19 protein-coding genes and 1 pseudogene are annotated in these 20,799 nt (G+C 72.7%); 11 read left to right on the top strand and 9 right to left on the bottom strand.

Annotated features, from left to right (window positions below; translation table 11 throughout):
- The first annotated feature begins 235 nt into the window (after positions 1–235).
- A complete protein-coding gene (locus tag ACZ7L6_RS41945; protein ID WP_471933547.1) occupies positions 236–775 on the top strand; it encodes a hypothetical protein in 540 nt (179 codons plus the stop codon).
- Between the two features lie 42 nt (positions 776–817).
- On the opposite strand, the gene ACZ7L6_RS41940 is transcribed toward ACZ7L6_RS41945, so the two are convergent.
- The 7 genes from ACZ7L6_RS41940 to ACZ7L6_RS41910 all read right to left on the bottom strand — a co-directional run bounded on the left by ACZ7L6_RS41940 (position 818) and on the right by ACZ7L6_RS41910 (position 7,303).
- Positions 818–2,287, bottom strand: coding sequence for an HAD-IA family hydrolase (locus tag ACZ7L6_RS41940; protein WP_471933545.1), 1,470 nt, complete (start codon positions 2,285–2,287; stop codon positions 818–820).
- A gap of 47 nt (positions 2,288–2,334) precedes the next feature.
- Positions 2,335–3,270: a hydroxyacid dehydrogenase gene (locus ACZ7L6_RS41935; RefSeq protein ID WP_471933558.1), complete on the bottom strand. Its 936-nt coding sequence runs from the start codon at positions 3,268–3,270 to the stop codon at positions 2,335–2,337.
- A 181-nt stretch (positions 3,271–3,451) separates the two neighbouring features.
- Entirely contained in the window at positions 3,452–4,390 is a 939-nt protein-coding gene (locus tag ACZ7L6_RS41930; protein ID WP_471933543.1) for a carbohydrate ABC transporter permease, read from the bottom strand.
- Positions 4,387–4,587 (bottom strand): hypothetical protein, encoded by a 201-nt coding sequence (locus ACZ7L6_RS41925; RefSeq protein ID WP_471933541.1) that lies wholly within the window; start codon positions 4,585–4,587, stop codon positions 4,387–4,389. The genes ACZ7L6_RS41930 and ACZ7L6_RS41925 overlap by 4 nt, the downstream gene beginning before the upstream one ends.
- 66 nt (positions 4,588–4,653) lie before the next feature.
- Positions 4,654–5,745, bottom strand: coding sequence for a LacI family DNA-binding transcriptional regulator (locus ACZ7L6_RS41920; RefSeq protein ID WP_471933539.1), 1,092 nt, complete (start codon positions 5,743–5,745; stop codon positions 4,654–4,656).
- 145 nt (positions 5,746–5,890) lie between these two features.
- Positions 5,891–7,102 (bottom strand): PucR-like N-terminal domain-containing protein, encoded by a 1,212-nt coding sequence (locus tag ACZ7L6_RS41915; RefSeq protein WP_471933537.1) that lies wholly within the window; start codon positions 7,100–7,102, stop codon positions 5,891–5,893.
- A gap of 12 nt (positions 7,103–7,114) precedes the next feature.
- Positions 7,115–7,303 carry a hypothetical protein gene (locus ACZ7L6_RS41910; protein ID WP_471933535.1) on the bottom strand — a complete coding sequence of 63 codons (189 nt, stop codon included), beginning with the start codon at positions 7,301–7,303 and terminating at the stop codon, positions 7,115–7,117.
- 222 nt (positions 7,304–7,525) lie between these two features.
- Here ACZ7L6_RS41910 and pgfA point away from each other — a divergent pair, with 222 nt between their 5' ends.
- The 10 genes and pseudogenes from pgfA to ACZ7L6_RS41860 all read left to right on the top strand — a co-directional run bounded on the left by pgfA (position 7,526) and on the right by ACZ7L6_RS41860 (position 19,825).
- The gene (gene pgfA, locus ACZ7L6_RS41905) at positions 7,526–8,521 is read left to right on the top strand and encodes a cell envelope lipid trafficking protein PgfA (RefSeq protein ID WP_471933533.1); all 996 of its coding nucleotides are present in this window, start codon (positions 7,526–7,528) and stop codon (positions 8,519–8,521) included.
- 209 nt (positions 8,522–8,730) lie between these two features.
- Positions 8,731–9,909: pseudogene (locus ACZ7L6_RS41900) on the top strand (glycosyltransferase family 4 protein); the annotation flags it as partial.
- Between the two features lie 280 nt (positions 9,910–10,189).
- A complete protein-coding gene (locus ACZ7L6_RS41895; RefSeq protein ID WP_471933531.1) occupies positions 10,190–10,963 on the top strand; it encodes a class I SAM-dependent methyltransferase in 774 nt (257 codons plus the stop codon).
- Positions 10,960–15,222 (top strand): alpha-(1->3)-arabinofuranosyltransferase domain-containing protein, encoded by a 4,263-nt coding sequence (locus ACZ7L6_RS41890; protein ID WP_471933529.1) that lies wholly within the window; start codon positions 10,960–10,962, stop codon positions 15,220–15,222. Before ACZ7L6_RS41895 ends, ACZ7L6_RS41890 begins: the two co-directional genes overlap by 4 nt.
- Positions 15,219–16,577 carry a condensation protein gene (locus ACZ7L6_RS41885; RefSeq protein WP_471933527.1) on the top strand — a complete coding sequence of 453 codons (1,359 nt, stop codon included), beginning with the start codon at positions 15,219–15,221 and terminating at the stop codon, positions 16,575–16,577. The genes ACZ7L6_RS41890 and ACZ7L6_RS41885 overlap by 4 nt, the downstream gene beginning before the upstream one ends.
- A complete protein-coding gene (locus ACZ7L6_RS41880; protein WP_471933525.1) occupies positions 16,574–17,332 on the top strand; it encodes a class I SAM-dependent methyltransferase in 759 nt (252 codons plus the stop codon). The genes ACZ7L6_RS41885 and ACZ7L6_RS41880 overlap by 4 nt, the downstream gene beginning before the upstream one ends.
- Before the next feature lie 4 nt (positions 17,333–17,336).
- Complete coding sequence (locus ACZ7L6_RS41875) at positions 17,337–18,242, top strand: DMT family transporter (RefSeq protein ID WP_471933523.1); 906 nt, start codon at positions 17,337–17,339, stop codon at positions 18,240–18,242.
- Positions 18,239–18,451: a Trm112 family protein gene (locus ACZ7L6_RS41870; protein ID WP_471933521.1), complete on the top strand. Its 213-nt coding sequence runs from the start codon at positions 18,239–18,241 to the stop codon at positions 18,449–18,451. The genes ACZ7L6_RS41875 and ACZ7L6_RS41870 overlap by 4 nt, the downstream gene beginning before the upstream one ends.
- A gap of 37 nt (positions 18,452–18,488) precedes the next feature.
- On the top strand, positions 18,489–19,229 hold the full coding sequence (locus ACZ7L6_RS41865) for a TetR family transcriptional regulator (RefSeq protein ID WP_471933519.1): 741 nt from the start codon (positions 18,489–18,491) through the stop codon (positions 19,227–19,229).
- A gap of 182 nt (positions 19,230–19,411) precedes the next feature.
- Positions 19,412–19,825 carry a Zn-ribbon domain-containing OB-fold protein gene (locus tag ACZ7L6_RS41860; RefSeq protein WP_433053324.1) on the top strand — a complete coding sequence of 138 codons (414 nt, stop codon included), beginning with the start codon at positions 19,412–19,414 and terminating at the stop codon, positions 19,823–19,825.
- Here the strand turns inward: ACZ7L6_RS41860 and ACZ7L6_RS41855 are convergent.
- Entirely contained in the window at positions 19,807–20,265 is a 459-nt protein-coding gene (locus ACZ7L6_RS41855; RefSeq protein ID WP_471933517.1) for a hypothetical protein, read from the bottom strand. The genes ACZ7L6_RS41860 and ACZ7L6_RS41855 overlap by 19 nt on opposite strands.
- Positions 20,266–20,373: 108 nt before the next feature.
- On the bottom strand, positions 20,374–20,673 hold the full coding sequence (locus ACZ7L6_RS41850) for a hypothetical protein (RefSeq protein ID WP_471933515.1): 300 nt from the start codon (positions 20,671–20,673) through the stop codon (positions 20,374–20,376).
- Positions 20,674–20,799: the final 126 nt, after the last annotated feature.

The following is a 20,799-nucleotide window of genomic DNA, read 5'->3' as shown; positions in this document are numbered from 1 at the left end:
ACATACGCGGTGGCGGCCGGAGGTCTAGTCAGCGAACTGACGTCGAGTCAAGTGCTCGGACAAATACAGAACTTGATGCCGAGCGACCCGCAAACGGGGCCATACGGACGTGACTTGTTGTCCGATATATCCACTCACTGGAAAAGCGATGCCGTCGTGGGTTATAACCTCGCCCGGCCTCAGTCCGCGCGAGCTGAGCACATCGGTGATTCACCTGTCGAGGAGGGGGAAATCAATGGGCCACAGCAGCTCGAATTCCGACGAGCGATCCGGCTCCGAAGAGCGGGAGCAGTCCGAAGAGCGGCACCAGGACGGGGAGTCCGCCGCCAAGGCCGGCCGCCCGGACCGTGCGGGGGTGATCACGGCCGCCGTGGCGCTCGCCGCGTGCGGCGGACTCGTGCTGTACGGGGTACTTTCCCCGTCCGGCGAGGCGGAGAAGAAGCGCGAGGTGCCCACCGCCTCCGTCACCTACGAGGTGACCGGTACCGGCACCGCCGATATCACCTACCAGGCGCGCAGCGAGGCCGGGAAGGCCACCGTCGTGAAGGCGGCCGCTCTGCCCTGGCGCAAGACGGTGCCGGTCCCGCTCGGCCGCAGCCCCGTCGTGAGCATCGTGCTCGGCGAGCGCGGCGGCCAGGCGCGCTGCGCCGTCGCCGTCCAGGGCCGGCACCTGCAGAGCGCCACGGCGAGCGGCGAGTTCGGCCGCGCCACATGCACCGGGACGCTGCCCAGCCCGCGTCCGAGCGGGGACCCGGCCGATGCCGCCGCGGGCTGATCTCCCCCTCTCACGCACTGCCAAATGTCAGGTCCGCCGGGGTCACAGACCCGCCGACCACAGTTCCCGCCTGCCGATTCCCTCCAGCCCACGGCGTACGGTGGGGCGTGGACCCGCGTCGACGGGCGCGTACGACGGCACGGCGAGCACGCGACAGCCCGCCGCCTCGGCCGCTGCGACTCCCGTGGGTGAGTCCTCGACGGCGAGGCAGGCGGCCGGCTCCACCCCGAGCACCCGCGCGGCGGCGAGGTAGGGGTCCGCGGCGGGCTTGGTGCGAGGGGTTTCGCCTTCGGCGACCGTCGTACGGAATCGGTCGGCGCCCAGCGTCTTCAGTACGGCGTCCATGACCGGCCTCGATGACGCCGAGACGAGCGCCGTCGGGATGTCCGACGCCTGGAGCAGGTCGAGGAGTTCGAGGGCGCCGGGCAGCGGGGCGGCCTCGCGCTGCACGGCTGCCAGGAAGCGGGCTTCCAGGTCGGCGGCGAGGGTGTGCGGGTCGCCGCCGGTCAGGGGCTGGAGGTGGGCGGCGGCCTCGGCGGCCGAGCGGCCCAGGACGCCGAACAGGTCGTCGGTGCCGATCCGGGGCACGGTTTCCCGGACCGTGCGCAGCCACAGCGACTCGGTGTCGACAAGTGTGCCGTCCATGTCGAGGAGCACGGCGTGCGGCGCGGCGGCGAACGGGCGGCCGTCGAGGGTCCAGTGCCGGTCGGGGTGACGGCCGAGCGCGGCGAACACCTGGGCCGCGATGTCGGCATGGCACAGGGGACGCGGCGCCGGGCCGATACCCGGGCCCGCCGCGGCCGGCCATGCCGTGCGCTCCTCGGGCGTACGGCCGCCGTGGCCGCCCGCGTCGACGTGGCCGTGGTCGGTGACGACGAGGAAGGTCCACTGCTCGTCGGCGTACGAGGGCCGGGAGCGCACGGCGGCGAGCAGTCGTCCGAGGCGTGCGTCGGCGCGGCGGATCGAGGTCTCGTACGCCTCGCCGCAGCCCAGGACGTGCGCGGTCTCGTCCGGTGCGCCGAGGTGGACGAACGACGCCGCTGTGTCGTCGGCGGCGTCCGCCAGGACGCGCGAGGCGGCGTCGGTGATCTGCTCGTCGCAGCGTTCCCAGGCCTCGGGGGTGTCGGCCGTCGGGGAGACGTACGCGGTCCTGGACGGGGCGCGGAAGAGCGGGCCGCCGTCCTGCGCCTGCAGCAGGGGCCGCCAGCCTGCGGCGACGAAGGTGCGGCGGCCGTCCTGGGCCGCGAGACGAGTGGCGAAGTCGGGGAAGACGTCGAGTCGGTTTCCGGTGAGGTCGTTGCTCCACACGCCGTGCTTGGCGACCGTGACACCGGTGACGACGGTCGCCCAGCAAGGGCCCGACATGGTGGGCGTGTCGGCGTCCACCTCGACCGGGGCGAGGAAGCCTTCGGCTGCCACTGCGTCGAGGTGCGGGGTGGGCAGACGGTTCAGTACGTCCAGGCGTACGCCGTCGATGCCGACGACGAGGACGCGGTGGGCGGCGTCGTGCACGCAAGTTCCTTTCCCTGATGGCACGTCGACGGTCGTCGACCGGTCGTTCACGCCGAGCGGGTCAGCTCCTCGGGCGCGACCTCGTGGGCGAGGGGCAGGCCTTGGGCATACCGTGCGACCTCGTCGACGGCCCAGTCGGTCATCCGCCCGAGTTCGTTGCCGAGCGAGCCGGCGATGTGCGGCGTGAGCAGCACGTTGGGCAGGGAGTACAGCGGCGAGTCGGGCGGCGGTACGTCGGGGTCGGTGACGTCCAGGACGGCGTGGATACGGCCCGTGACCAGGTGCGCGGTGAGGGCGTCGGTGTCGACGAGGCTGCCTCGGGCGGTGTTGACGAGGGTTGCGCCGTCCTTGAGGAGGGCGATGCGGCGGGCGTCGAACATGTGGTGGGTCTCGGGGAGTTGGGGTGCGTGGACCGAGACCACGTCGCTGCGTCGGACGAGTTCGTCGAGGCCCGTCCGCTCGACGCCGAGGAGGCGTGCCTGACCGGCGTCGAGGTAGGGGTCGTAGAGGAGGACGTGCAGGTCGAACGGACGCAGCAGGTCGATGACCCGGCGGCCTGTGCGGGAGGCGCCGACGATGCCGACGGTGCGGTGGTGGTTGCCGTAACCGCTGTAGTACGGCAGGAGGTCGGGCGGGGTTCGCGTCTGGGCGTAGGCGTGGGCGGCGTCGAGGACGCGTTTGTTCGCGAACAGGATGGCCGCGAGGGCGAATTCGGCGACGGGCAGGGCATTGGCGGCGGCCGCCGAGGAGACGGAGATGCCTCGGCGCCAAACGGCGTCCGTGACGTGGTGCTTGACGGAGCCCGCCGCGTGGACGACCGCCCGCAGTCGGGGCAGGCGGCACAGGGCGCTCTCGGTGAGGGCCGGGGCGCCCCAGTGGGTGAACAGTATCTCTGTGCGGGCGAGTTGGTGGGCGTCCGCGGTGGTGAGGTCGGTGACGGTCGTGGTGGTGTCGACGCGGGCGACCTCATGGAGCCGGTCCAGGGCGTTCTCGGCGAGGAGTTGTCGGTGGATCTCGGTGCCATCGCGAGGGTTGTGTGCGGGCCGGGCGCGGTGGGTGTTCGGGGCGAGCTGCTCAGGACGGTTCCTTCCGGGGCGATTTCCGCGACGTTTTCCGGGACAGCTTCTGGACCGGGTTCCGGTGCGGCGGGCGCGGGTGGCGTCGTCATTTCACCGCGCCGGCGGTCAGACCGGAGCGCCAGAAGCGCTGCAGGCAGACGAACGCGACGATCAGGGGAACGACCGCGACGAGGGAGCCGGTGATGACGAGCGAGTAGAACTCGGGCTGCTGCTGCGTGACGCTGTTCCACCTGAACAACCCCAGGTTGACCGGGTAGAGCTGCTCGTCGTTGAGCATGACCAGGGCACCGAAGAAGTTGTTCCAGCCGGCGGTGAACGAGAACAGGAAGATCGTCATGTAGCCCGGCGCCAGCATGGGCAGGGAGATACGGGCGAAGGTGCGCAGTTCTCCGGCGCCGTCGACGCGGGCCGCCTCGAGGATCTCGTTCGGGACGTAGCCCTCGGAGAAGACGCGGGCGAGGTAGACGCCGAAGGGGTTGACCAGGGCGGGCAGGAGCAGCGCCCAGTAGGTGTTGACGACGCCGGCCTTCGTCGCGAGGAGGTACATCGGCAGCTGGATGACGGTGGTGGGGACGAGGACGCCGCCGAGGACCAGGCCGAACAGCTTCTCCTTCGCCCGGAAGTCGTACTTGTCGAAGGCGTAGCCGGTGGCGACGCAGATGAGCGTGGAGACGGCGGCGCCGACGACGGAGTACAGGATGCTGTTGCCGAACCAGCGCAGATAGATGCCGTCGTTGAAGGCGAGGACGTGGCGCAGGTTGGCGAGGAGGTTGAAGTCGCCGAAGGCGAAGCCGGAGGTGGCGAAGAGGTCGCGGTGGTTCTTGGTGGCCGCGAAGAGCAGCCAGGTGACGGGCAGGAGTGTGTAGCCGGCGGCGATGACCAGCAGGCCGTTGACGACGCTCTTGGAGAGCAGGGCGTTCGGGGTGCTGCGCCGGGGAGCGGCCGTGGTGGGTCGCGGCGTGGCCGATGGCTGGGCGCCGGGCGGCTGGGTGGCAGGTGCGATGCCGTGGGTGAGGGTGCTCATGACGTGGCCGCCTTCCACCGGTTGCCGAGCCGGGTGACGAGGTAGGAGAGGACGACGCCGAGCGCGGCCAGCATCAGGGACGCGGCGGCGGCCAGGCCGTAGTCGTGCTGCACGAAACCGGCCTTCCAGATGAACAGCGTCGGGGACCACTCGGTGTCGATCGAGGGTGCGTACGGGCAAAGGCGGTCGCAGGACATCCTTTGTGCACACACGATCAGAGTCAAGAGCGTTCGCGCGAAACAATCAAAACGATGGTCGATCGATCACTCCGCGATCGGTTCGCCTCCGCACGACGATCGGACCCTCAACTCCGGGAGCAGATCGAGATGTTGACGCGGCCCCGGCTTGTGTCCACTCCCACGCTCGGCCAGCCGCTGCAGCAACAGCTCGGCGGCCAGCTCCCCCACCGAGCGGGTGGGCGGCGCGACGGCGGTGAGCGGTACGTCGGAGAGGCCGGCGACCTCGTCCTCGTACGCGATCAGCGCCAGGTCGTCCGGGACCCTGACGCCGCACGCCTGCAGCCGCGGCACCAGCACGATCGCGTCCTCGTCGCTGTGCACCAGCGCGGCGGTGACGCCACGCTTCTTCACCGCCTCGACGAGGTAGTCGACGCTCGCCTCGTAGTCGCCGTGCTCGCGCACGGTCGGGGCACCCTTGTCCACGTCGAGGCCCAGCGCCCGCACGGCGGCCTGGTAGCCCGCGGTGATCTGGGTGGCGTGCGGGCCCTCCTGCAGGACGGCGGTGATCTTGCGGTGCCCGAGTGACGCGAAGTGGCCGACGGCGACGGCGGCGCCGTGGGCCCGGTCGGTGCGCACCCGGTCGAGCACCGCGGCGGGGTTTCCGTGCGGGGCCAGGCGCTCGACCAGGACGGCGGGCACGTCGTGGTCCAGCAGCCACTTCTCCTGGCCGTTCTCGGGGACGCCGCCGAACCAGCTGGGCGCGACGAGCAGTCCCTGCGCACCGCCGGACAGAAGGTGCTCGGCCTGGACGGGGTCCTCGGTGTCGACGTATCCGGACACACCCAGCACCAGGCGGCCGCCGTGAGCCGCCACCGCCTCGCGGGCGCCGCGGACGATGTCGGCGAAGATGTAGTTCGTGGTCGGGACGATCATTCCGATCACCGCGCCCTCGGCGCTGTCCGGCCGTTCCCGCGCCTCGACGGCCGCGTCCCCCGGCCACACCACCGCGCCGTGCAGCCGCTGCACCCTGCCCTGCGCGGCGAGCGCCTCCACGTCACGCCTCAGGGTGACCGCCGAGACGCCGAGTTCGGCGGCGAGTTCGGAGACCCGGAGGCTGCCCCGTTCCCGGACGAGTTCGAGCACCCGCTCATGACGCTGGTCGACGTGCAGTCGCATCCGTTCCCCCTGGGGCAAGACCGGTCGAACGATCCACGGGGCCACCCGGAGCGTGATCCCGAGGCTGCACACTCTACGCCCACAATCGTATCGATCGTTTTCGATCAATACGATCACCGAGTCGCTCGAGGCGCCGATCATCCGGTCAGGTGTTCGGATCGGCCAGCTCTCCGCGCAACCGGCGCGTGCGCAGGATCAGTTCGAGTTCGAAGCGGCGGTCGGGGTCGTCCAGGTCATCGCCCCACAGGTCCTTGATCTGCCGCAGGCGGTTGCGCACCGTCTGGGGGTGGACGCCGAGCCGCGCCGCCACCTCGGGTGCGCCGCCCTGGGTCTCCAGCCGGGCGAGCAGCGTCTCGGCCAGGCGGCGGGCCTGGTTCGGGCTCACCCCGGTCAGCCGGCCGAGCCGACGACGCGCGAGGTCGTCGATCAGTTTCTCGGCTGGGAGCAGCACGAGTGCTTCCGCGTGTTCGCTGCAGCGCAGGAGGCGGCTGTGCGGAAGCAGGCCCTCCTGGATCATCCGCGCCGCCGCCGTCGCCCACTGCAGTGACGTGGCGGCCCGCGTCACGGGGACGCTGGGGCCGATGGCTCCGGACCAGCCACGCATGGCCCGGTGCAGGCGCTCCAGGCGGCCGGGTGCCTCCGGGTCCGGAAGCACGAGTCGGGGCTGTTCGGCGTCCATGTCGAGCAGGACCTCGTCGCCCAGGGCGGGCGTGACGAGTTGCCGCTCGGGACGGAGCAGGACGGCCACCGCGACCTCGTCGGGCAGCGGCCAGTCGACGGCGGCGGCCCGTTCGGCGAGGGCGGCGGACGGGTCGGTGCGGTGCTCGGTGAGGAGGAGGTCGACCAGCAGTCGCTGGCGACGGATCCGCTCCCCGGCCTGGCCGGCGGCGACCTCGGCGTAGCCGTGCACGGAGTGGGACACGAGCTCGTCGAGGTACTCGAACGCGGACTCGGCGAGTTCGTACATCGCGGGCGGCGGGATCTCGACCTTCTGCCCGATCTCGGCGAGGCTGCGCCAGGCCAGCCGTACATTCAGCCGGTAGATCGCCTGGAGGGAGTCCAGGCGACGGCCCGCGAGTGCCTGATTGCGCCCGAACTCCCGGAAGACCTCGGGGAGTTCGCGGGGTCGTTCGATCTCGGTGGTCAGCTGGCCCACGAAGTTCTCGAGGGCGAGCCGGATCGCCAGGAGGGCCTTCGGCTCGCCCATGGCGTCCGTCGTCAGCTCGAGGTTCGGGAACTCCTGACGCATGGCCCGCAGGATGTCCCGCGCGATGTCCGGCACCTGCTCCAGGGCGAGGTCGGCGAACCGCCGCACCTGGTCGGGCGGCACCTTGTGCCAGGCGGGGGGTGCGGGCACGGGCAGCACCTCCTAGCGCTCCCCGGTCTGCGTGGGCGGCGTGGGCGCAGACCGGTCACCGGCCGGCTCGGGGAAGGTGACGAGCGGAACGTTCGGCTGCTCGGGAGTGGCGTTCAGGGCGGCGACGAGGCCGAACGCGGCACCCGCGGCCAGGGCGGCGGAGAGTGCGGACGTCAGCAGAGCGGCGAGGGTTCTGGGCATGGGGACGAGGAGCCTCTCAATCGATGAGGTTGTCACCCAGCGTTCCGGCCCGGTCCGGCACGGATCAGTATTAAGTCGGTGTTGACACCGGGTCAAGAGCGGCCTAATTTCGCCGGTCATAACTACTTACTCCCCGGTAGGCCATCTTCGCCCCGGGTGACCCGGACTGTCCAGCGCACGGTCGCACAGTCCGTTTCCTTCCGCTGCCACCGGAGTGCCCCCATGCGCCGTACAGCTGCCGTTCTGCCACTGATTCTGCTCGGTTTGGGCGTGTTCGCGCTGGTATTCGGCCAGCTGCTCGACCGGTATGTGGAGCCACGAGTCAAACGCACGCCGGTCGACGTCGTGACGGACTCGGTCCTCACCGGGACCGGCAGCTACTTCGACACCGGCGCCCTCGAGACCGTGCACGGGAAGCGGATCACGATCACCCGTCGGATCGTGGGCGACGTGGCCGCCGCAGAGCGCAGCGGGAACGCGGTGTGGAACGTCTCCACGCAGATCGACACCCCCGCCACCCTGCCGCTTCGGGACCCGCGCAGGTCGCTGCAGTGGACCACCGAGCGCTGGGTCACGGACCGGCGGACCAACCTGCCGGTGCACTGCTGCGGCGAGCAGCCGGCGTTCCGGGGCGACGCCTATCTGAAGTTCCCGTTCGACGTGCGGAAACGCACCTACCGCTGGTGGGACGGCGTGCTGGGCGCAGCCGTGCCGCTGAAGTTCTCGGGGACCGAGAAGGTCCTCGGGCACGAGGGCTACCGCTTCACCGCGGCCGTGCCGCCCAGGCCGACGGGTGTCACCCGTGAGGTGCCCGGAGCGCTGGTGGGACGGCCGAAGCAGCGACAGGTGACGGCCGAGGAGTGGTACGCCGACGCGAGGATCGAGCTGGTGGTGGAGCGGCGCACGGGCCGGATCATGAACGCCCGTATCGCGCCGAAGATCACGCTGCGCGCGCCCGGCGCCCGGTACGACGCGGTCACACTGCTGGCGAGCGACCGGCTGGAGTTCACCGACGCGACCCGGCGCACCCAGGTGGCCCAGACCGCGCGCGACAGCCGCCGGCTGGAGCTCCTGGGCGAGACCGCGCCCATGCTCACCACGGTCGCGGGCGGCGTCCTCGCGGCGGCCGGGCTGGCGTTCCTCGTCCGTGACCGGCGGCGGCAAGCAGCGGCGGAGGAGGACGCACAGGTGGCTTACAGCACTCACACAGGTGACTGATCCGGGCGCTCGACCAGGGAGAAATTGTCACCCGTGTGCGTAGCCAGACCGAACACTCCATCCGAAAACTTACGTTACCAACCAGTACATCCGCGTTCTCCCGGAACCGGCCCAGCCGTCCCACAACTCCCCGCACAACGTCCCCGCCCAGCGTGTCTCCCCGGACGCCCGGCTCCCCCACCCCCCGCATCCGACGAGGAGGAGCAACGATGCCCCAGCACGCTTCCTCCCTGGTCTCCGGCCAGAAGGACCTCGCCCCCGCTCATCCCGGTACCGCTCAGCCCCGTGACGCTCGCCGCCGTACCCCCGGCACCGAGTCCACCCCCTCCGGCTCGTCCCCGTACCCGCGCCGGATCGTCTTCCTCGCCCGCCGCGACCTTGACAATCCCGCCGCCGGCGGCTCCGAACTGCTCGTCGACCGCATCGCCGACGGCCTCACGGCCGCGGGCCACCAGGTCACGCTGCTGTGCGGCGGCCCGGCGGCGTACCGCGACTACCGCGTGGTCTCGGCGGGCGGCGACGCCGGCCATTTCCTGCGCGCCAGGCGGGCGTTCGCCCGTCAGGTCGGCGACTGCGACCTGCTGGTGGAGGTGTGCAACGGCATGCCGTACCTGGCACCTCTGTGGCACAAGGGCCCGACGCTGTGCCTGGTGAACCATGTGCACACCGATCTGTGGGACATGCGCTACCCGGGCCCCATGGCCCGGCTCGGCCGCAGACTGGAGCACTGGGCGCTGGCCGGCCCGCACCGCGCCGGCCTGACGCTCGCCGTGTCCGACTCCACCGCCGCGGCACTGCGCGCCATCGGTGTCGGACCGGAGCGGATCAGAGTGGTCCACAACGGCGTCGACGCCCCCGGACCGCTGCTCCCCAAGGCTCCCGAGCCGCTGTTCGTCGCGGTGGGGCGGCTCGTCGAGTACAAGCGGATCGACCTGCTGCTGCGGCTGTGGGAGCGGGTGCGTCCGGTCACCGGCGGCCGGCTCGTCATCGTCGGCGACGGCCCCGAACGCGAGCGGCTGCAGGCCATGGCCGGTCCCGACGTGGTGTTCACCGGGCGCGTCTCCGAGGCGGAGAAGCACCGGCTGCTGTGCCGGGCGTGGCTGCTGCTTCATCCGTCCCTGGTGGAGGGCTGGGGCTTGGTGGTCACCGAGGCCGCGGCGCGCGGCACTCCGGCCGTCGGCTTCGACATCCCCGGCCTGCGGGACTCCGTCGTGCACGGGGTGACGGGTGTGCTGGCCGGGGGCGAGAGCTCGTTCGCCGCGGCCTGGTGCACCCTCGCGCTCAGCCCGGAGCGCCGCAGCGTCATGGGCCGGGCCGCCGAGGCGCGCGCCGAGCACTTCCGGTGGAGCAGCACGGTCCGGCAGTTCCGGGAGGTGGCCGCGGAGGCCTGGCGCACGAGACGGTCCGCGGAGGACTGGCGTACAACACCGCCCACGGAGGACCGGCGCACGACACAGCCCACCGAGGACTGGCGCCTCACACAGCCCACCGAGGACTGGCGTACAACACGGCCCACCAAGGACAGCCGCCAAGCGCGGCCCACCGAGGACTGCCCGCCAGTGACGCCCGCCCTGCCCCTCCCCCGCGTCGCCCCCGGACCGGCCGTCCCCTCGGCGGCCGCCGGACCAGTGCCCCCGGCCGCCCCACCGGCGCACGAGGTGACCCCACATGACTGAGGTCGGCGAACGTCCGCTCCGGGACCCCTCCCTGCACCGGTCGCTCACGCTCTTCAGAGCCTTCATGCGGGAGCAGAGCGACCCCGACCGCTGCTACTCGCTGCTGGCTCGCGACGCGGTCGCCCAGGTGGCCCGCCACACGGATCTGCGGGGCCGGATCGTCCTCGACGTCGGCGGCGGCCCGGGCCACTTCACCGAGGAGTTCCGCCGCCGGGGCGCCCACGGCTACCTCTTCGAGCCCGACCCGCACGAGTTGGGGGCGCGGGGCCGACCGCCGGAGGGTGCGGTGGTCGCCGACGGCTATCTGCTGCCGGTGCCGGACGGCGTCGCGGACGTGTGCTTCTCCTCCAACGTGCTCGAGCACGTGGCGGATCCGCAGACCTTCCTCAGCGAGATGGTCCGGGTGACACGGCCCGGCGGACTGATCTACGTCTCCTTCACCAACTGGCTCTCCCCCTGGGGCGGCCACGAGACCGCGCCCTGGCACTACCTCGGAGCGGACCGGGCACGCGCGCGCTACCGGCGCCGCACCGGCCGGGCGGCCAAGCACACGGTGGGCGAGAACCTCTTCCCCCTCCACATCGGCCCCACCCTGCGGTACGTCCGCGCCCGCGAGGACGTGCGGATCGTCTCGGCGCGCTCCCGCTACTGGCCCTTCCTCCCCGGCGCCATCACCCGGATTCCAGGCTTGAGAGAGATCGCCACCTGGAATCTCCTGCTGATTCTGCGTACCGCCCAGGCACCCGCTAGCGAGGCACGCCCATGAGCACCACCGTCCAGGCACCAGCACACGCCGCCCCCGCACCTCCGCCGACGACCCCGCCCGCGCAACGACGCGGTCGACGCCTGCTGTTCGGCTTCTGGGCGACCGTGCTCACGGCCTTCCTCGCGGTGTCCCCGGGACGCATGACCTTCGAGACGAAGCTCGGTGTGGCCGCCGACCCGCTGCGCTTCCTCGGCGACCTCGGTCAGCTGTGGCACGACCGGGCGGGCTTCGGCGGCATCTCCGACCAGTACGTCGGCTACGCCTTCCCGATGCTGCCGTACTACGCCCTGACGGACCTGCTGCATGTGCCGGTGTGGCTGGCCGAGCGCCTGTGGCTGTCGATCGTCGTGACTGCGGCGTTCTGGGGTGCGCTGCGGCTGGCGGAGCGGCTGGGCGTCGGTTCGTCGGGGACCCGGCTGCTGGGCGCGGTGGCGTACGCGCTGTGGCCCACGTTCACCATCGTCGTCGGCTCGACGTCCGCCGCCGCGCTGCCCGGGGCCCTGCTGCCCTGGGTGCTGCTGCCCCTGACCTCCGCGACGCTGAGCCCGCGCATCGCCGCTGCCCGTTCCGCGCTGCTCGTGCCGTTCATGGGCGGAGTCAACGCAGCCTCAACTCTGGCTTCCCTGCTGCCCATCGGCCTGTATCTGCTCAGCCGGCCGAAGGGGCCCCGGCGCCGCGCGCTGCTCGCATGGTGGCTGCCGGGTGTGGTGCTGGCGACCGCATGGTGGACGGTGCCTCTGCTGCTCCTGCGCGTCTACGGCGAGGACTTCATGCCGTACGTCGAGCAGGCGGACACCACCACCGCCACCATGTCCGCGACCGAACTGCTGCGCGGCGCCGGCAACTGGGTGGCGTACCTCAACTTCGGCGAGGCCTGGCTGCCCGCGGGCTGGACCGTCGCCGCCTCCGTCGTCACGGTGCTCGGCTCGGCGTTCGCCGCCGCACTGGGCCTGGCGGGGCTGGCCCGCCGGGACATCCCCGAGCGGCGCTGGCTGCTGCTGACCGTGCCGGCCGTCGCGCTCATCGCCCTCGCCGGATACGGCGGCACCCTCGGCGCGCCCTTCCACGACACCGTGCAGGGGTGGCTCGACGGCACGCTGCGGCCGTTCCGCAACATCTACAAGTTCCAGCCGGGACTCGCCCTGGCACTCGCCCTCGGCCTGGCGCATCTGACGGCGGTGGTCGCCGAGCGCCGCGGCTCCCGGGCTTCGCGCGGGGGCCGGTACGTTCCGCTGGTCGCCGCCCTGCTCGTCCTGCCGGGTCTGGCATGGCCGTACGTGAACGGCACCGTCCTGCAGCCGGGCGCGTTCAGCAGGCTGCCCGCGCACTGGGAGCAGGCCGCCGACTGGCTGGACGAGCACGCCGCGGACAACCGTGCCCTCGTCGTCCCGGCCACCGCGCACGGCATCTACACCTGGGGTTCCCCCGTCGACCAGCCCTTCGACGTCCTGGCGAAGACCCGGTGGGCACAACGGGACTTCGTGCCGTTCGGCACCGCCGGCTCCCGGCGGGCGCTGGACGCGGTGGAGCAGGCCCTGCTGTCGGGGGCCGAGGTCCCAGGCCTACGGTCGTATCTGGCTCGGGCGGGGCTGCACGAGGTGGTCGTGCGCAACGACCTCGACCCCGACCAGATCGGTTACGTGCCGCCGCAGACGGTCCGGCGGACCCTGGAGGCCTCCGGCTACCGCAAGGCCGCCGGCTTCGGCCCGCTCGTGACCGCCGGACGCATCCCCGCCGACACGCCCGTCCAGGTGCAGGGCCTCTACCCGCGCCTGCAGGCGGTCGAGATCTACGAGCCAGAGGGCGCCGCCGAACGGCCGGGGCGCGTCGGCATCGCCGCGGCCGGCGACACGGCCGTCGTGAGTGGCGGCCCCGAGGCCCTGCTCCAGCTGTCCGCCGACCCGGCCCTGCGCGACCGGCCCGCCGTGCTGGCAGGGGACGCCCATCCCGGCGTCGACATCCCCGCGGTCAAGGCTGAGGCCGACGGGCTGCGCCGCGCCGACACCCGCTTCGGCCTGGTCAACTCCAACACCTCCTACACGTACACCGCGAACGAACGGAACCCGTCCGGCGCCCTCCAGAACCCGGGCGAGCAGCCGAAGCAGATCCTGCCCGTGCGGGGCGCCGGCCATCAGACGACGGCCGTGCTGCGCGGTGCGGCGTCGGTGACCGCGTCGAGCAGCGGGAACTGGCTGTTCCATCTGCCGCAGTACGACCCGGTGAACGCCTTCGACGGCGATCCGAACACCGCTTGGGCCGAAGGCAGCCCGGGCGAACCGTCCGGTCAGTGGCTGCGGGTGGACTTCTCCCAGCCCTTGCAGGTGCCCTCGTCGCTCGAGCTGACCCCCCTCCCCGCGGACGCCGCGCGGCCCGCTCCCACGCGGGTGCGGATCGAGACGGACCGGGGTTCGGTCGACGGCACGCTGCGGCCGGACGGTGAACGGCAGTCGGTCCGTGCCCCCGAGGGCCGGGCGAAGTGGCTGAGGATCGGCATCCTGGACGCCGAGGCCGCGCGCCCCGGGCTGTCCGGCGCCGGATTCTCCGAGGTGTCTATGCCGGGGCTGAAGGTGACCCGGCTGCTGGCCCTGCCGGCCGACGCCGGGCGCACCGACGCCGGCGCGCAGGTGTACTCGCTGCACCGCGGCACCGACCCGGGCGGCCTCTCTCCGGCCTCGGCGGAAGCGGGACTGCACCGGCAGTTCCACACCCGGGGCGGCCCGAGCGCGTACGGCGTGTCGGCGCGGGCCGTGGCCGTGCCCGGCGAGGCACTGGACCGCGTGTTGCACCGCGTCGCGCCGGAGCAGCGCCGCAAGATCACGGTGTCCGCCGACTCCACCAGCCGTACCGGCATCGCGCTCGGCGCGCGGAACCTGGTCGACGGCGATCTGACGACGGCCTGGATCGCCGGGGACCGGCCCGTGATCCGTCTGAGCTGGCCGGGCAAGAGGAAGATCGACGAGATCGTCCTCGGGGCGGCGGGCGGCCTGTCCTCCCGCCCCCAGCAGGTGCGGATCGGCTCGCCGCACGGCGCGGTGACGGCCGAGGTGGACTCCGACGGGCTCGCGCGGTTCGAGGCGATCACCACGGACCGTCTCGACATCACGGTCACCGAAACAGCGCCCCTGACCCTCTACAACCCCGTGGCCGACGAACGGCTCCGGCTCCCGGTGGGCCTGAGCGAGGTGTACGTGCCGGCGCTCGCCGACCTTCGTGTGCCGCAGCCCAAGCCGGACGCCCGCTTCTCGCTGCCGTGCGGGCAGGGCCCGGCGCTCGACGTCGACGGGACACCGCATCCGACGAAGGCGTCCGGGCTGGTCCGCGATCTGACGGAGCGTCGGCCGGTGAAGGTGGAGCTGTGCGGGGCCGAGGCGAAGGAAGGCAGCCTGGAACTGGCCTCCGGCAGGCACCGTGTGGAGGCCGCCGACACGGGGCCGCTCGCCCTCACCGACGTCACCCTGTCCCGGGGCGAGCCACGTGCCGTCTCCGGTGCGGGGAAGCGCGAGGTCACCGTACGGAAGTGGAGCGGCGGCAGCCGGGCGGTCGCCGTGTCCGCCGGGTCGGGCGAGGCGGCGTACCTGCGGACGTACGAGAACGTCAACGCCGGCTGGAAGGCCACGCTGAACGGCGAGGAGCTCACCCCGGTCCGGCTGGACGGCTGGCAGCAGGCCTGGCTGATTCCGGCCGGGAAGTCCGGCACCGTACGCATGGAGTACGAGCCCTCAGGGCTGTACCGGGCCGGGCTGTTCGGCGGGGTGGTCGGTGTCGCCGCGCTCGTGGCACTCGCCTGGGTGGGGCGGCGCCGTACCGCTCGAACGTCCACCGGGGACCCGGGAGTTGCGCCGGCGCCCGGTCCTGTTCTCGGCATCGTGGCGCTGACCGCGGTCGTCGCGCTGGTGGCGGGTCCGCTCGCCCTGGTCGTTCCCGTGCTCGCGCTGGTCGCCCGGCTGCGGCCCGGCGCCCTGGTGCCGGTCGCGGCGGCGGCGATGGCGGGGGCGGGCATCGTCGCGGCGACGGGAGCGGGCGCACCGGTTTCCGCCGACCGGGGCGCGTTCGGTGCGGTCGCGCAGGTGCTGGCGCTCGTTGCTCTGTCCGCGGCGGCGGTGACGACCGGCGCGGGCGCGCCGAGAAGGCGCGGCGGCGAGAGAGCGGAAGGCTCGGGAATGCGCGGCGGCGAGAGAGCGGGTGGCCCGGAAAGCCGCGGCGACGACGATACGGGCGGACCGAGAACCGTCGTCGGCGAGAGAGGCGGTGCGCGGTGACCGCACTCCCGGCCGAGCCCGGCTTGGGGCGCGGCGGAGCCCCGGTCGGGGCACGGCTGGCGTTCCCGACCGTCGACGAGGTGTCCCGGCACTTCCTCAGCGAAGACGAGCCCGAGACCGTCCACATCGAGGTCCATCTGCCCGGCAGGCCGGACCCGCGCCGGCTGCGGGATGCCTTCCACCGGGCGCTGCTCCTCCACCCCCGGATCCTGGTACGTCAGGCGCCGCACCGCTGGTACCGGCGGTCCTACGAGTGGGAGCTGACCGGCACACCGGACGTGGACCCGGTGAGCTTCGCCGGGCCGGGGCCGGACGCGCTGGCCCGTGCCCGCGCCAGAGCGCTCTCGGTGTGCCCGCCGCTGTACCGGTCGCCGCCCGTGCGTCTGGAGGTGGTCACGGTGAACGCCATGCGGTCCGTCCTGCTGCTCACCCTCCACCACACCGCGCTCGACGCGCCGGCCGGGCTGCGGGTACTGGCCACGACGGCCACGCTCTACGGCGGGGAGGGCACGGCCACGGGAGGAAGCGCACGCGTGCGCCGAATGCACGCCGGGCAGCACGGCGACGCCCGTGTCCGCTGGGCCAGGCCCGCACGGCTGGCCCGCGTCACCGCTGCCCGGCCGACGCGCGCAGGCCGTGCGGCGAACGGGATGCTGCTGCGGGAACTGCCGCTGCCGCAACCGGAGCCAGCCGCTCCATGGACCGTCAACGACCGGCTCCTGGTCGCCGCCTCCCTGGCCGTGGGCCGCTGGAACCACTCTCATGGCCGACCGGACCGCCCGGTGCGGATCACCGTGCCCGTGGACGACCGTCCCCGCGACATGGCGATGCCCATCGGGAACGGGACGCGACTCGTCGAGGTGCCGGTGACACCGGAGGACCGCTCCGACGCACCGCTGCTCCTGGGCCCGCGTCCCGATCCGGCGGCCGTGACACGGCTGCTGCACACCACCGCGCGGCGCACCCGGACGCTGACGGCACTGCGGCGGGCACCGCTCGGCACGGGGGCGGACCTGCTGACGGCACCCGTGCTTCCGGTCGGGGTGCGCGGCGCGCTCACGCGCGGGGTGCGCCGGGCCGCCGCCCCGTGGACGTCGACGCTGCTGCTCAGCAACCTCGGTCGGGTTCCGTATCCGCTGGACTTCGGCGATGCGGGGCGGGCCCGTGCCGTGTGGTTCTCCGCGCCCGCGCGCATGCCGCGTGGTCTGAGCCTGGCCGCCGCCTCCACCGGCGGACGCCTGCATGTGGCGCTGCGCTGGTCGCACGCCCTCCTCGACGACCCGGCCGGCGCCGCCCTGGCCCGGCTCTTCGAGGAGTGTCTCGCCCTGACGTACGGCCTTCGGAGCGCACCATGACCACCTCGCCCACGACCGCCCACGCCCCCGCTGCCGCTCCCGGCCTGCGCGACTTCTACGAGGACCCGGCCGTCCCGGTCGCCTCCGGCGAGGACCGCAGTCGGCGACAGGCCCGGTTGCTCGCCAGCGCGCTCGGTCCGGTACGGCCCGGACGAGCACCCGCCGTCGTGCTCGACGTGGGGTGCGGGGACGGGTCGGCGGCTGCTGTCGCCGCACGGGTGCTGGACGGGCACCGGATCGTGGGCGTCGACTGGTCGCAGGACGCCCTGCGCCGGGCGGCGATGCGGCTGCCGCAGGTGGTGCGGGGCGAACTGTCCGGCGGCGGGCTTCCGTTCGCGTCCGGCAGTGCGGACGCGGTGCTGTTCAGCGAGGTCGTCGAGCACCTCGTCGACCCCGACGGCGCCCTGGACGAGTTGCACCGGGTGCTGCGGCCGGGCGGTCATCTGATGCTCTCCACGCCGAATCTCGCGGCCTGGTACAACCGGGCGCTGCTGCTCGGCGGCGTCCAGCCCGTCTTCTCGGAGGTGAGCCTGCGCCGGGTGCACGGCAGGCCGGGCAGCCAAGTGGTGGGCCATCTGCGGCTGTTCACGGCGCGTGCGCTGCGGGAGTTCGTGACCGCGTCCGGCTTCGAGGTCGTACGGCTGGAGGGCGCCCCCTTCCACGGGGTTCCGCATCCGCTGCGGCCGCTCGACCGGCTGGCGTGCCGACGGCCGTCCCTGGCCTCCATCCTCCTCGTGCACGCGCGCAGGAGGTAGCCCGATGGTCTGGGGAGTGGCCGCGGCGCTGCTGGCGAACGTCCTGTACAGCACCGGGTTCGTGCTGGAGAAGCGGGCGCTGGCCGGTCTGCCGCCGCTGCGTGCCGGGCAGCCGGCCCGGGCGGTGCTGCTGCTCGCCGGCAGCCCGCTGTGGCTGGGCGGCGCACTGGCGCTGGCGCTCGGCTTCGCCGCTCAGCTGGCCGTCTACCGGGTGCTGCCACTCGCGGCCGCGCAAGGGCTGTTCGTCTCCGGCCTGGTGCTGCTGCTCCTGCTCTCCTCGGCGGTGCTCGGCGAGCGGCTGACGGCCGCGGAACGGCGGGGAGTCGCCGTCATCGGTGTGGCGCTGCTGATGACAGTGGCCTCACTGCACGACGGCACCGAACCGATCGCCCGCACCGCTCCGGCCGGCCCACTGCTCGCCCTTTGTCTTCCTGCGCTCGCCCTCGGTCTGTGGCTGTACGGCACGGCAGAGCGTCGGGCCCGGCGACGGCACCGGCAGGCGCCGACGGGTGTGGTGTACGCGGTGGCGATCGGCCTTCTGTACGGGGTGAGTTCACTCGCGATCAAGGGCGTGTCCGGACACCTCACCACCGCGGGTCCCGGCGACTCCGTACCCGCTCTGCTCACCTCCCCCTACCCCTACCTGCTGCTCCTCACCGGAGCCATCGGCCTCGTGCTCTCGCAGACCGCCCTGCAGCGCTGCCGGGCCTCGCTGATCGTGCCCGTGTGCACCACCGTCACCTGTGTGTTCAGCGTGGCCGGCGGCACGGTCGCATTCGGCGAACCGCTCCCCGAGGACCCGCTGCGGCTCGTCCTGCGCCTGGGCGGCACCGCGCTCGCCCTGGCCGTCGTCCTCACCCTGCCGCGGCACCACACCGACCGTCCCGCCCACGAAGGGAACCGCCCATGAGGCCCGACGACCCGCTGCTGAAGATCCTGGTCTGCCCGCTCGACAAGGGCCCGCTGATCCTGGACGCTCAGGGCTGCGCGCTCTACAACCCCCGGCTGAGGCGCCGTTATCCGGTGATCGACGGCATTCCGCAACTCCTTCCCGGTTCCGGGGAGCCGGTTTCCGACGAGGAGCTGGCTGCACTCAGTACCCTCCGGACAGCGCACTGAGTGCCATCAGCTCCGTTCTGGTGCTACGTTCCCGTCCATGAGCTCCAGCAACGCGGCACCCGGCGGCGACGAGAAGGCGGAGGCCGGGACGGCGAGGCCCCCGATACGGGAGGCGCTGATCGCGGCGGCCTTCCAGCTGTTCCTGGAGCGGGGTTACGAGCAGACCACCGTCGACGACATCGTGGCACTGGCCGGTGTCGGCAGGCGGTCGTTCTTCCGCTACTTCCCGTCCAAGGAGGACGTGGTCTTCCCGGACCACGAGCGGTGCCTCGCCGACATGACGGCCTTCCTGGCCGCGAGCGACGAGGAGCACGAGCCGGTGCGGCGGGTGTGCGACGCGGCCCGGCTGGTGCTGCGCATGTACGCGGAGAACCCGACCTTCTCGGTGCAGCGCTACCGGCTCACCAAGAAGGTGCCGGGGCTGCGTGCATACGAGCTGTCCGTGGTGTGGCGCTACGAGCGCGCCCTGGCTGAGTATCTGCGCGGGCGCTTCGCCGGCCGGCGCGACGGCACCCTGCAGGCCGACGTGATCGCAGCCGCAGTGGTCGCGGCGCACAACAACGCGCTGCGCTCCTGGCTGCGGTCGGACGGGCAGGACGACGCGAGCGCCGCCGTGGACCACGCGCTGGGATTTGTGCAGGCCGCCTTCGGCGTCGCCCCCGCCCCTCGCCCCGCTCCCGACGGGCCCGCCGACGACGTGGTGGTCGTCGTGTCCCGGCGCGGCGCACCGCTGTGGCGGGTCGTCCAGGAGATCGAGACCACGCTCGGCCGCGACTGACCCACGCCCGGGCACCAGGGCCCCCTACAAGATCTACAAAATCCAGGGAACGCAGTGCCTTTACGAGTGGCACTCAGTGCCATACTCTGTGGCCTGTGCACGGTGGCACAGCGACCGGGCACGTGCGTGCACGGACGACCCGCGCACGTGGGATTCCGGCCGAGCGCAGGGAGTTGAACAGCGTGTACCACCACTCAGGAAGCGTTGCTCGTCCGACCACCGGCTTTGCGGCCGGCCTTCTCGAACCCACGGCCCCGGACACCGAGGCCATGCTCTTCCAGCGCTGCACCTGGTGCGGCACCGCCATGTACCACCGGCTGCTGTGTCCGGTCTGTCAGGGCAGTGACCTGCGCACGGAGCGAAGCGAGGGCGTGGGGACGGTCCGCCACTCCACGGTGGTGCACCGCAACACCCCCGCGGCGCGCAATGTGTCGCTGGTCGAGATGGCCGAGGGGTTCGTCGTACGCGGCCGGGTCATGGGCCCGCCCATCGGCATCCACAGCGGGGACCGGGTCCGGCTGTCCACGGCGAAGGACCCGGTCCGGGGCGAGCCGGTGTTCCAGCTGATAGACGAGCCCTACCGGGCCTGGACCTGAGCCGTCGGCTCCTCAACGCCCGCGCGCTCCCAGACACCGGATAGCAACTCCCGTACGCCGACGGGCCGCCCCGTCTCGAAGCACTGGTTGGAGCCGAGCCCGACGGCCGACGCCAGCGCCCCTTCGCGTTCGGTGGCCGTGGGGTGTGACGCCGTGCGTGCCGCCGTGTCCGCGTCGGCCGGGTGCGCGGGATCGACGGGGCCGAAGAGGGCGTCGAGCATGCGCGGGTCTCCCTCGCCATGTGCCTCGTGGGCGGTCACGAGCGGCACGTCCACCGGAGGCCGCCACAGCGGGCGCACCGTGAGCGGTACACCGCCCGCATGCTCGGCGGCCGTGTCCCCGTGCAGCGCCCCGCCAGCGGTGCCGATCCGGGTCCGGGGCGACTGCCGGCGGCTCTCCTCCACGGCAAGTTCCAGCCGTCCCGCGCTGCCGTTGAACACCCTGTAGCCCCGGTAGCCCCCCTACGGTGGGTGCGCGGTGAGGTGGGTCGGAGCCGTGGGCGCGGTCGTAGTCCCGGCGCCACCTGGCCGCCGACGACACTAGGTACGTCATCGTCGCGCCCTATGGCGTACCGCACGTGGCCGTAGAGAAGCCGGGCCTCCCGAAACCGAAGACATCCCGCGGCTCGTCCGCCAGCCACCCAGGTCGAAGTGGTGGCCGGCCTTGTGCATCATCAGGCCGCCGCTGTGCCGCTTCTCCCGGTGCCGGCGGCGGAAGTTGCCGGTCTCGCCGACCGTTTCGAGGATGCGGGCGCAGCGGTCGGCGTCGACCGTCATCGGTTTCTCGGTCGCCACGCGGCAACCCGCGGGCTCGCCGGCCTCGGCCGGCAGCCGGTTGTGGAAGGCCATGCGGGTGGGGCTGGGGTCGCACAGGGCGGCAACCCGGGGTCGGGGCGTTCGGCGAGGGCGCGGGGGAAGGTCCGGGCGCGGTGGCCGGTGCCGACAATGGCGGCGCGGTGACGGGGAGTTCGGCTC

This window comes from Streptomyces sp. NPDC107522 (assembly GCF_055657525.1).
Note: the sequence above shows the minus strand (reverse complement) of the source record. Positions and strands in the feature narration are given on the sequence as shown.